We start from the raw sequence: 11,644 nt of genomic DNA on the forward strand, positions 1-11,644 counted from the left end.
TAAAAATTTCTGACTTAACAAATTTCAATTTAATATTTAACACTGCATATGCACATATAGAAAGGAAATAAATCAATCAGGCTATTAGTACTAGTTAGCTTCACATGTTACCATGCTTCCACACCTAGCCTATCAACGTGGTAGTCTTCCACGGCCTTAATTGGGAAATCTTTTTGAAGAGGGTTTCTTGCTTATATGCTTTCAGCAATTATCCCATCTATACATAGCTACCCAGCGATGCTATTGGCATAACAGCTGGTACACCAGAGGTATATCCATCTCGGTCCTCTCGTACTAGAGTCAGATCTTCTCAAATTTCCTTCACCCACGGCAGATAGAAACCGAACTGTCTCACGACGTTCTAAACCCAACTCACGTAACACTTTAATCGGCGAACAGCCGAACCCTTGGGACCTTCTCCAGCCCCAGGATGTGATGAGTCGACATCGAGGTGCCAAACGGTGTCGTCGATATGAACTCTCGAACACCATCAGCCTGTTATCCCCGGCGTACCTTTTATCCGTTGAGCGATGACCCTTCCATACAGAATCACCGGATCACTATGACCGACTTTCGTCTCTGCTTGGCTTGTCAGCCTCGCAGTCAGGCAAGCTTATGCCATTGTACTATCAAGCTGATTTCCGACCAGCTCTAGCTTACCTTCGCACGCCTCCGTTACTTTTTAGGAGGCGACCGCCCCAGTCAAACTACCCACCATACAATGTCCTAGTTCCAGATAATGAAACGTAGTTAGATATCAAAAGTGTAAAGGGTGGTATCTCAAGGTTGACTCCATTATAGCTAGCGCCATAACTTCAAAGTCTCCCACCTATCCTGCACATCACACTTTTAATAGCAATGTAAAGCTATAGTAAAGGTGCACGGGGTCTCTTCGTCTAACCGCGGGTACCCCGCATCTGCACGGGGAATTCAATTTCGCTGAAGTGATGTTGGAGACAGTGGAGAAATCGTTACGCCATTCGTGCGGGTCGGAACTTACCCGACAAGGAATTTCGCTACCTTAGGACCGTCAGTGTTACGGCCGCCGTTTACTGGGGCTTCAATTCAGAGCTTGCACCCCTCCTATTAACCTTCCAGCACCGGGCAGGCGTCAGACCCTATACTTCCACTTACGTGTTTGCAGAGTCCTGTGTTTTTAGTAAACAGTCGCTACTCCCTATTTTGTGCCACCTACTCATAGTTGCCTAAAAGCAGGTTACCCTTCTTCCGAAGTTACAGGTATAATTTGCCGAGTTCCTTCAACATCATTCTTTCAACACCTTAGTATACTCTACTCATCCACCAGTGTCGGTTTACGGTACGGCCTCATAAATATAAGTGCTATTTCCTGGAGCTTCTTTTAAGCATAGATCAATCCAATAAGACCTATACAAATACAAAACCCGTCACACTTAAGAGGTTTAGGAATATTAACCTAATTGCCATCGACTACTCCTTTACGGACTCGCCTTAGGAACCGACTAACCCTACGCAGATTAACTTAACGTAGGAACCCTTAGATTTTTGGTGAGAGTGTTTTTCACACTCTTTTACGCTACTTATGTCAGCATTCTCACTTCCGATATCTCCAGCAGTTTTCACAAACCGCCTTCACAGACTTACGGAACGCTCCGCTACCGCGCCTATTAATCGAAATTAATAAGCACCCACATCTTCGGTATACAGCTTTAGCCCCGGTACATTTTCGGTGCAGAAAAACTTATTTAGACAAGTGAGCTGTTACGCTTTCTTTAAAGGATGGCTGCTTCCAAGCCAACCTCCTAGCTGTAATGGTTTTTCCACTTCCTTCCCCACTTAGCTGTAATTTTGGGACCTTAGATAGTGATCTGGGCTGTTTCCCTTTCCACCACGGACTTAGCACCCGTAGTGTGTCTGCTGTATAATTAATTGTTGGTATTCGGAGTTTGGTTAGATTTGGTAAGATGATGAATCCCCCTAGTCTATCCAGTGCTCTACCCCCAACAACATACATACAACGCTCTACCTAAATAGATTTCGCGGAGAACCAGCTATTTCCAAGTTTGATTGGCCTTTCACCCCTAATCACAACTCATCCAATAATGTTGCAACATTAACTGGTTCGATCCTTCAGTATGTTTTACCATACCTTCAATCTGGTCATGACTAGATCACTTGGTTTCGGGTCTAATCCATAAAACTAAACGCCCTATTCAGACTTGCTTTCGCTACGCCTACACCTACCGGCTTAAGCTTGCTTCATAGATTAACTCGCTGACCCATTATGCAAAAGGTACGCTGTCACTCTAAATATCAATAAATTGATATAGAGCTCCAACTGTTTGTAAGCACTTGATTTCAGATTCTATTTCACTCCCCTCCCGGGGTTCTTTTCACCTTTCCCTCACGGTACTTGTTCACTATCGGTCGTTAAGGAGTATTTAGGCTTGGAGGATGGTCCCCCCATATTCAAACAGGATTTCACGTGCCCCGCTCTACTCAAGGATTTAAAAACTTTCTATTTATACAGGACTATCACCTTCTATGGTTACCATTTCCAGAGTATTCTAATTCTTATTTTTAAATCACTAGCCTTTTCCGCTTTCGCTCGTCACTACTAACAGAATCTCGGTTGATTTCTTTTCCTTTGGCTACTTAGATATTTCAGTTCACCAAGTTTGCTTTATATACTTAGTATATAATAACTAGCCAAGCTAGTTGGGTTTCCCCATTCGGAAATCTGCGGATCAAAATTTGTTGACAATTTCCCACAACTTATCGCAGCCTGCCACGTCCTTCATCGCCTCTTAACGCCAAGGCATCCATCAAGTGCTCTTAATAATTTATTTATCTGACTATATGTAGAATATGCAGAGTTAAATATTAACTTACAATTGAATTGAGATTAAATAATCTCTACCATAAAACTTTTCAAACATCTAAAAACTAATCTTTTATATGTTACAATCTGATAAATCATATGTCAACGCCTTTTTACACAAAACATTTACCTATTATTATCAACAACAATATACCAGCAATCTTAAACAGTACAATCTGAGAAATATTCGACAAATTGATATGTACAGAAAAATTAATGAAAAAGATATTTTGTAAGATAAAATGTGTTAAAATTAGTTACCTAAAAATGAAAATGAACATTTGGAGTATTTCTAATGTATGAAAAGTAATCTATCTTTTATAAAAAACTTTGCTTTAAATTGTATATCTAAGCTCACTGGCTTATTAAATATTAAAAAAGTAAAAAATTTCATTATGGATAAATACAATACTCTCCATAAAGAAATTGTAGTGTTTCTTGAAAAATCTAAAAACCTGTTAAATACCAACATTGAAATCGGGTTATATCACTTCTATAAAGGTAATATATCAGATGCAAAGTTAAGATTTTGGTTAATTAGCATATTCTACCCCAATTTACCTCTAGTCTGTTATAATATTGGAAGATGTCATTTTGCAGTAGGAAATACTAATAAAGCTTATAATTATTTAACAAAGACACTAAAATTAGATAGTAGTCACAAAGAAGCTTCTTACTACTTAAAAAAAATAACAAACACATCAGATATCGTAGAATTGCCTGAAAATCTCATAAAACAATATTTTGATTACACAGGTGAATATTTTGTTGAGCATTGGCTAATTGCCAAACAATACAGAGGGCATGAACTAGTACACATGATAATTACAAAAGTCTTTAACAACTCCACTTCTAAACTGAATATACTCGACCTTGGTTGCGGTACTGGAATATGTGGTCACTTCCTAAAAATAAGTAATATTAGAAGTCGCATAACAGGAGTTGACATCTCAAATAGAATGCTCAATATTGCAAGAGGATGCCTTATAAAAGGTAAACCTGTTTACGATGAGTTAATACATACAGAAATGAAAGAGTTTCTTAAACAAGAGAAGAACCAGCAGTATGATGTAATTATCTTTGCTGAAGTGCTACACTATCTACATGATTTTCTAGCAGAATTGGAACTAGCAAAAGGATTGACAAACAAAAAAGGGGTTATTGTATGTTTAGTAAGAAGAAAGGAAGGTAAAGGTATTGACTTTGTAAACAAAGGAGATTATTTTCGTCATTCAGAAGATTATATTCAGCATGTTGCAAAAGAAACAAATATGCAAATAAGTCAAATGAGTTACTGTAAAATATATGGCAGTCAGGTTGATGGTATCTTATTTGCATTACAACATCCACAAACAAATTCAACAACTTAATCGAGAAATCGCTCAAATAAATTTCTATATTATCATAAAAGGAGCCTTATGAATTACATTACTATTAATTACGCAAAAGATAGTAAATTAACCGATTTTGGAAAAGCAGTTCTATTGGATAGGTATTTAATAGAAAATGAAAGTTATCAAGATCTCTTTATACGTATTGCTAATTACTATTCTGATGATAGAAAACATTCACAACGTCTTTATGATTACATGAGCAACTTGTGGTTCATGCCTTCAACACCAATACTTAGTAACGGCGGTACCAAAAGAGGATTGCCTATTTCCTGCTTTCTTAATGAAACTGAAGATAGCTTGAAGGGAATAGTTGATCTATGGAATGAAAATGTTTGGCTCGCTGCACGTGGTGGTGGAATAGGTAGTTATTGGGGAAATTTACGTTCAATTGGTGAAAGTGTCAAAGGTAGCGGTAAAACATCAGGAATTGTGCCATTTATCGTAGTACAAAACGCTCTGACGCTTGCAATCAGCCAAGGATCCTTAAGAAGAGGAAGCTCAGCAGTTTATCTTCCTGTATGGCATCCAGAAATAGAAGAGTTTCTAGACTTACGTAAGCCAACTGGTGGTGACCCAAATCGCAAAGCATTAAATATACATCATGCTGTAATAGTAACAGATAAGTTTATGCAAGCTGTTGAAGATGATCAAGAATGGGATTTAATAAGCCCTCATAACAATAAAGTTATTTCAACAGTAAAAGCACGGGATATATGGATTAAAATATTAACAGCAAGAGTTGAAACTGGAGAACCTTACATTATTTTCCTTGATGCAACAAATAACAATAAGCCAGAACCTTACAAAAAGCTCAATTTAGATATCAAAATGTCAAACCTATGCAGTGAAATAACTTTAACTACAGGTTACGATCACCTGAACAAGTCGCGCACTGCTGTATGTTGTTTATCATCCGTAAATCTTGAATACTACGAAGAATGGAAAGATAATGAGCTTTTCATAGAAGATATAATGCGTTTTCTTGATAATGTATTAGAGGATTTCATAAACCAAGCACCAAATGAAATACAGCGAGCAAAATATTCCGCAATAAGAGAGCGTAGTATCGGTCTTGGTGTGATGGGCTTTCATTCATTTTTACAAAGTAAAATGGTTCCTTTTGAATCAGTAACAGCCCAACAATGGAATAAAAAAATATTTAAGCATTTGCGCGAGCAAGCAGATGTAGTTTCTAAAAAATTAGCAGAAGAAAAAGGGCCATGTCTTGACGCTAAAGAAATCGATCTAATGGAAAGGTTTACACATAAGCTCGCTATTGCTCCAACTGCCTCAATTTCGATTATCGCAGGCAACACTTCTCCTGGAATAGAGCCGTATGCAGCAAACGTATTTATACAGAAGACACTTACAGGTTCATTTGTAGTACGAAATAAATTCTTGCAAAAACTACTAGCAGAAAAAAATCAAGACAATGATGAAACATGGTCCTCAATTTCAACAAATGAGGGTTCTGTTCAGCATTTAGATTTTCTTAGCAAGCATGAAAAACTGACATTTAAAACAGCATACGAACTTGATCAACAATGGATCATAGAACATGCAAGTGATAGAACTCCTTATATTTGTCAATCTCAATCAGTAAATCTGTTCTTACCTGCCAATGTGCATAAACGTTACTTACACAAAATACATATGCTTGCTTGGAAAAAAGGATTAAAAAGCTTGTATTATTGCAGATCACAATCAATGCAGAGAGCTGACAAGGTCTCACATGACATATTCAAAAAAAGTGAAATATTGCAACAAAAAACAGATATTAATTATGATGAATGTCTATCATGCCAGTAGACTGTACATAACTTACTGTCACAAAAATACAATTGTACAAAAGTTATGTTTTCATAGATGCTACATAGAAATCCAGATGAATTTCTAAAGTCTATTCCAAGAGATAAACGTATAATGTGCCTTGATATGGGAGAAAAACAAATAGGCATAGCATTTAGTGATAAAACACAGCTTATAGCTACATCTCATAGTATATATTATAGAAGAAATATGAGCAAAGATTTAGGTTATCTAAATAGAGTGCTTAAAGAAAATGAAGCTGGATCAATGGTAATAGGACTACCATTCACAATAGATGAACAAGAGACCGAATGGTGCAAAGTAATAATCCAGTTTGCAAATAAAATAATAAAAAAATGCAAAGTACACATATACCTACAAGACGAAAGTCTATCAACATCTCTTGCAACTCACGCACTAAAAATTACTGGAATATCAATCACAAAATCAAAAAAAATAGATGATAAAATTGCTGCATGTATTATTCTACAACAAACATTAGATAAGATAAACGCCATCAAATAGTTTTTTAAACTGAATTCATGTAAAACTACTCAATAAAACAAAAATTTTTCGTATAAGCATGACAAATTGCTGTAGCAAGAGCATCAGCAGTATGGTGACATTTTATATTTGAGCTTTTAACTATTTGCTTGACCATAAATATAATCTGACCCTTATCAGCATGACCATTTCCAGTAATGCTCTTTTTTATATAGTTTGCATCATATTCATTCATGGGTAAATCCGTCATTCGTAATATTAAAATTGCAATTGCTCTTGCATATCCTAAAGTTAGCGAAGATTTTGGATTCTTATTAATAAAAATTTTTTCCACAGCAGCTTCATTTGGAGAGTATAGGAAAATTACTTTCTTTAATTGTTCAAAAATTATATGTAGACGTTCACCTACACCCAATTTACCATCAGTTGATATGGTACCGCCACCCAAAAATTTAATATTATTCTTTTCTTCCAGTCTAATAATGGCCCAACCAGTCTTACTCATCCCTGGATCTAGGCCTATTATTTTAATCACTTAATAAAGGCTTAACCAATAAATAAACAGAAATAAAAATATCCAGACTAGATCGACAAAGTGCCAATACCAAGAAGCAAACTCAAAGCATAAGTGATCTTGAGGTGTAAATTGACCTTTTCGAGCTCTAAATAAGCATACTGACAAAAATATTATTCCTATTATAACATGCACACAATGAAAACCAGTAATCATGTAAAAGTTGGATGTATAAATAAGTTTTTCTCCTGTTTCTCGCAAAGAAAAACTTGCTTCATGATATTCGATTGCTTGCACTATTATAAAGAATATCCCAAGCAATATAGTTATAGACAGCATTTTAATCATGCTTTTTTTATCATTTTCAAGTAAAAAATGATGTGCTGAAGTAATTGTTGTACCAGAAAGCAATAATATTAGTGTATTCATAAATGGTAACGACCACGGATCCGGTGGTAAAATCCCTTCAGGGGGCCATTCAACTTTTTTTGTAGGAGAAAACGCTTCAAATAAAAAAACCGGATCAAGCCAGGCTTTAAAGAATGAACAAAAGAACGCTATAAAAAACACAACTTCCGAGAGGATAAATAAGTACATTGCAAGCTTGAGTCCATGTTTTACAATGGCAGTATGGCATTTATCATAAATTGCTTCTCTTATTACATCTCTCCACCAATAAAACAGCACTCCTGATACCGCAGAGATTCCAAAAACTAAACCAAATATTCCAGAAATTTGTTTATGGAGTGCACCAACTAATCCAAGTGCAAGAACAAGAATTGCTGCTGATATAGCAATTGGCCAGGGACTTGGGTCTACTAAATGAAAATCATGTCCTTTACTTTTCATATCATCTTCAAAAATACGTACCAAGCATACAAATTAGCTTAAAATTGTCAATATTTCTTAAAATCTCGATCAAATTCTGAAAAATTATATGCGCTATTCCAAAAATCTAACTCAAATTGTGCGCTTATCCTAAATAACTCAAGCATTCTACTTCTTTCTTTTTCTCCTACTTTTTGGCAATACTCATCAACAATATGTTCTAAAGTAGTGCACCCATACTCCATTAAACTACCACTATAAAAATCAAACCAATCCTTATACCTGTTATTTTCCTTGAACCCACTTTTCATACTATCAGTAACAGTTTTGTATATAAACATGCAAGAATATAAAACTGTTACAGTTTCATAGATATCACTATATGAGACAGACAAAAGAAAATTGGTAAAATTAAAACATGTAGGAGATTTTTTTCCGCGTCTCACACCGTATATAGTAAAGTAGTGATCACACAAGAACTTATTAACAGCTATTGACCCTTGCGCTACTTTGGCAAGTGGAATTACATTACTACAATCTTCTATTCTGGACGCAATAATCAATATGGTACGAATGTAATCGTCTAAAAACAACGTGTCTTGCTGGATATAGAATTTAAAGTTCTCTATATTTAAAGTACCTTCCATCAACTCAACATTAAAAGGATGATTAGTTAAATCTCTTAAAAGATTTGATCCATAGCAATTCTTAATTATATTACTAAACATGCAAAACACTCAAAATCAAGGTTCTGACACGAGTAACTCTATATTAGATTCTAAGTCGCGACCTGCATTATAGTATATCTCATTCCAAAATTCCATTTCAAGCTGCATCCCACTACGAAAGAATTCTAACATATTCCTTTGCTCATTATCATTGGATTTTTTATATAGACTGTTCATAATGTTAGTTACATCATCAATCATGGTATTTGCTGCATCAGAGTTAAAAAAATCTATCCATTTTTGATATTTGTTATCAGCAACAGTTTTACCTTTCGCAATATGACGTACAACTATTTGATATATACAAAAGCACGGGTAAGAAGCTGCTAAACCTTCAGCAACAGAATTGTGATGTGCAACACGTACAAAGAAGTTAGTAAAAGCTGAGCAAGACTTCGACTTTTTGTGGCTATCAGACAAATCGCAATCTGCAAAATGTTCTCTATAGTAATCTCGTGTGGCAAAAGTACCCACAGCTACACAAACTAGTTTATTCATTATTTCAACGTCATTAAATTTAGCTGCAATAATCAATAAAGCACGAGTGCAGTCTACTACATACAAAAAATCCTGCTGAAGATAAAATTTGAACTTTTCATAATCTAGCGTATTATTCATCAATTCAACATTGAAAGGATGTTTTATTATTTTTTCAATAAGGCCAGATGACTCTCTTACAGCAATATCGTAAAATTCTTCTTTTGGTTTGTCGGACATCTTGTTTTTTCTTCTATATTAAATTCTTTACAAAAATCAGTAGATAAGTCCACACCTTCCCAAGAAAATCCACCATCACTTTCCGATTCTTTACCAAAATGCCCATAGCAGGCTGTACGTTTATATATAGGACGATTAAGTGATAAATGTCTTATTATGCCTTTAGTTGATAAATCTATGTTACCTTCAATAAACCCTTTAATCCTCTCTTCATCTATTGTATTCGTGCCAAATGTATCAATGTAAAATGAAGTAGGTTTTGAGACACCAATTGCATAAGAAAGCTGCACAAGACAACGTTCAGCTAAACCTGCAAAGACAATATTTTTAGCAAGGTATCTCGCCATACAAGCTGCGGATCTATCAACTTTTGTTGCATCTTTTCCAGAAAACGCTCCTCCACCATGTGGAATATAGCCTCCATAAGTATCAACCATAATTTTTCGTCCGGTTAATCCACAATCACCAACTGGTCCGCCAATAACAAATCTACCTGTTGGATTGACTAAGAGATTTTCTTTAGGGCACATCCACCCTTCAGGTAAAGATGAAGCTATGTAAGGATAAATTATTTCCTTCACTTTCGATTGACTCAGATCCTCAAGATGCTGTATTGAAACAACAATACTTTCAGCACGCACTGGAAGGTTATTCTCATACGCCAAAGTGATTTGCGATTTTGCATCCGGACCAAGCTTTACCTCTTTGACCATACTCATGATATTTCTCAGAATCGAGTGTGCATAAAAAATGGGTGCTGGCATGAGGCTTTCTGTCTCTATTGTTGCATAGCCATACATTATGCCCTGATCCCCAGCACCTTGATCCACACCTATTGCAATGTCATTTGATTGTTCATGTAGTAATATATTTACTTTCACTGTTTCCCAGTGGAAACCATCATGCTCATAACCAATATCTTTTATTGTATTCCGTACAATACTTTCAATCTTGCTATTTTCAATGTTCGGCCCAAATACTTCCCCAGCTATAATAACATTATCTTTAGTAACTAAAGTCTCTATTGCAGTACGAGAGGAAGAGTCATTAAAAAGGTATTCGTCAAGTATTGCATCTGAAATCTGGTCTGCTACTTTGTCTGGATGACCGGCTGCTACTGATTCACTGGTTACTGAATTCTTATGTAAAACCATCGCTTAGTTACACGATATCAAAACTATTGCAAATTTAAATGGTGGGTCTGGGAAGAGTTGAACCTCCGACCTCACGCTTATCAGGCGTGCGCTCTAACCACCTGAGCTACAGACCCGTATCTATTCAAGCCAAGGCTTGCATATCATCTGTAGGCACAACATCAATAAACGTCTTTTTATTTGCTGATTTTCTAAAACTCACCCAGCCTTTCGTTTTAGCAAAAATCGTATGATCTTTACCCATACCAACATTCTTTCCAGGATGAAATTTTGTACCTCTTTGACGTACAATTATGTTACCTGGAATAACCTCACCATTCTTCTTTATCCCGAGCCGACGCCCTGCCGAATCTCTACCATTACAGGAACTACCACCTGATTTTTTAGTTGCCATATCTTACCTCTTACTTTTGAAGACTAATTTCATTGATACGAAGAACAGTAATATACTGCCTATGACCATTTTTCCTACGGTAATTTTTTCTTCTCTTTTTCTTAAAGATTATAATTTTTTTATCTCTACACTGCTCCAGTACTTCAGCTTTAACAACAGCATTAGATGAACAAGATAAGCCATTGTTTGAAACACAAATCACTTTATTGATTTCCACTTCCTCTTTTTCTTCAGCTTGTAATCTTTCTACTTTAATTATGCTGCCTTTTTTTACTAAATACTGCTTTCCACCAGTTTCGATTACTGCAAACATGACAAATATCAATTATTGTTATTAACACTAATCGTAAATGATGTTACACATACTGTCAATATAAATAAAAACATGAAATACTTCTACCTTTATCTGCTTTTCCTCGTGGAGAGTAGTCAAGTTTTAAAACTTGACTACTCTCAAATTCTCTTAGTCTCATGAAAACTTTACGACGTTAACAAAAACTCAAGCTTTCACTAAAAACATTCAATCGGAGCTTATAAATTAAAACTCATTCCAAGTTCAAACCCATGAGAAAAATTACTGAACTTGTGAAGTTTATAGTTATCTAAGTGAAGAAGGTCGCCCTTCCTCACTCGACTGCAGAACCGTACGTGAGACTTTCACCTCATACGGCTCCTCTGCAACTTGGTGCTTGTCATACATACTTCCATGTAATTGATCATGACAATGCTTATGCAACAAGAG

11 protein-coding genes, 1 tRNA gene and 1 rRNA gene are annotated in these 11,644 nt (G+C 35.8%); 3 read left to right on the plus strand and 10 right to left on the minus strand.

Annotation, left to right across the window (positions count from 1 at the left end; genetic code table 11):
* Positions 1-63 precede the first annotated feature (63 nt).
* Positions 64-2,828: ribosomal RNA gene (locus ACQH21_RS06885) — 23S ribosomal RNA — on the minus strand.
* A gap of 331 nt (positions 2,829-3,159) precedes the next feature.
* On the opposite strand from ACQH21_RS06885, the gene ACQH21_RS06890 reads away from it, so the two are divergent.
* From ACQH21_RS06890 to ruvX, 3 genes are read left to right on the plus strand one after another with little or no spacing between them, the layout of a single operon-like run.
* Positions 3,160-4,230 carry a class I SAM-dependent DNA methyltransferase gene (locus ACQH21_RS06890; protein ID WP_264375925.1) on the plus strand — a complete coding sequence of 357 codons (1,071 nt, stop codon included), beginning with the start codon at positions 3,160-3,162 and terminating at the stop codon, positions 4,228-4,230.
* Positions 4,231-4,278: 48 nt separating this feature from the next.
* Positions 4,279-6,063 (plus strand): ribonucleoside-diphosphate reductase subunit alpha, encoded by a 1,785-nt coding sequence (locus ACQH21_RS06895; protein ID WP_425384125.1) that lies wholly within the window; start codon positions 4,279-4,281, stop codon positions 6,061-6,063.
* Between the two features lie 57 nt (positions 6,064-6,120).
* Positions 6,121-6,588 (plus strand): Holliday junction resolvase RuvX, encoded by a 468-nt coding sequence (ruvX, locus tag ACQH21_RS06900; protein WP_425384126.1) that lies wholly within the window; start codon positions 6,121-6,123, stop codon positions 6,586-6,588.
* Positions 6,589-6,613: 25 nt separating this feature from the next.
* Here ruvX and ruvC read toward each other — a convergent pair whose 3' ends face one another.
* From ruvC to ACQH21_RS06945, 9 genes are all read right to left on the minus strand, one after another.
* Positions 6,614-7,102, minus strand: coding sequence for a crossover junction endodeoxyribonuclease RuvC (gene ruvC, locus ACQH21_RS06905; protein WP_264336920.1), 489 nt, complete (start codon positions 7,100-7,102; stop codon positions 6,614-6,616).
* On the minus strand, positions 7,103-7,930 hold the full coding sequence (locus tag ACQH21_RS06910; protein ID WP_425384127.1) for a cytochrome c oxidase subunit 3: 828 nt from the start codon (positions 7,928-7,930) through the stop codon (positions 7,103-7,105).
* A 47-nt stretch (positions 7,931-7,977) separates the two neighbouring features.
* Positions 7,978-8,637, minus strand: coding sequence for a TenA family protein (locus ACQH21_RS06915; protein ID WP_425384128.1), 660 nt, complete (start codon positions 8,635-8,637; stop codon positions 7,978-7,980).
* Between the two features lie 15 nt (positions 8,638-8,652).
* Positions 8,653-9,354, minus strand: a complete 702-nt coding sequence (locus ACQH21_RS06920) for a TenA family protein (RefSeq protein ID WP_265041705.1) — start codon at positions 9,352-9,354, stop codon at positions 8,653-8,655.
* Positions 9,312-10,508 carry a methionine adenosyltransferase gene (metK, locus tag ACQH21_RS06925; protein ID WP_425384129.1) on the minus strand — a complete coding sequence of 399 codons (1,197 nt, stop codon included), beginning with the start codon at positions 10,506-10,508 and terminating at the stop codon, positions 9,312-9,314. Before metK ends, ACQH21_RS06920 begins: the two co-directional genes overlap by 43 nt.
* 39 nt (positions 10,509-10,547) lie before the next feature.
* A tRNA-Ile gene (locus ACQH21_RS06930) sits at positions 10,548-10,624 on the minus strand.
* 8 nt (positions 10,625-10,632) lie between these two features.
* Positions 10,633-10,902 carry a 50S ribosomal protein L27 gene (gene rpmA, locus ACQH21_RS06935; protein ID WP_006012184.1) on the minus strand — a complete coding sequence of 90 codons (270 nt, stop codon included), beginning with the start codon at positions 10,900-10,902 and terminating at the stop codon, positions 10,633-10,635.
* Positions 10,903-10,912: 10 nt separating this feature from the next.
* The gene (gene rplU, locus ACQH21_RS06940; protein WP_007302510.1) at positions 10,913-11,215 is read right to left on the minus strand and encodes a 50S ribosomal protein L21; all 303 of its coding nucleotides are present in this window, start codon (positions 11,213-11,215) and stop codon (positions 10,913-10,915) included.
* A 285-nt stretch (positions 11,216-11,500) separates the two neighbouring features.
* Complete coding sequence (locus ACQH21_RS06945; protein ID WP_425384559.1) at positions 11,501-11,638, minus strand: hypothetical protein; 138 nt, start codon at positions 11,636-11,638, stop codon at positions 11,501-11,503.
* Positions 11,639-11,644: the final 6 nt, after the last annotated feature.

The sequence above is a fragment of the Wolbachia endosymbiont (group B) of Eupithecia inturbata genome (assembly GCF_964030915.1).
GTDB lineage: Bacteria > Pseudomonadota > Alphaproteobacteria > Rickettsiales > Anaplasmataceae > Wolbachia.

Coding starts and splice junctions, on each gene's coding strand:
- ACQH21_RS06890 (WP_264375925.1), top strand. CDS start 3,160: ATGAAAAGTAATCTATCTTTTATAAAAAACTTTGCTTTAAATTGTATA.
- ACQH21_RS06895 (WP_425384125.1), top strand. CDS start 4,279: ATGAATTACATTACTATTAATTACGCAAAAGATAGTAAATTAACCGAT.
- ruvX (WP_425384126.1), top strand. CDS start 6,121: ATGCTACATAGAAATCCAGATGAATTTCTAAAGTCTATTCCAAGAGAT.
- ACQH21_RS06910 (WP_425384127.1), bottom strand. CDS start 7,930: ATGAAAAGTAAAGGACATGATTTTCATTTAGTAGACCCAAGTCCCTGG.
- ACQH21_RS06915 (WP_425384128.1), bottom strand. CDS start 8,637: ATGTTTAGTAATATAATTAAGAATTGCTATGGATCAAATCTTTTAAGA.
- ACQH21_RS06920 (WP_265041705.1), bottom strand. CDS start 9,354: ATGTCCGACAAACCAAAAGAAGAATTTTACGATATTGCTGTAAGAGAG.
- metK (WP_425384129.1), bottom strand. CDS start 10,508: ATGGTTTTACATAAGAATTCAGTAACCAGTGAATCAGTAGCAGCCGGT.
- rpmA (WP_006012184.1), bottom strand. CDS start 10,902: ATGGCAACTAAAAAATCAGGTGGTAGTTCCTGTAATGGTAGAGATTCG.
- rplU (WP_007302510.1), bottom strand. CDS start 11,215: ATGTTTGCAGTAATCGAAACTGGTGGAAAGCAGTATTTAGTAAAAAAA.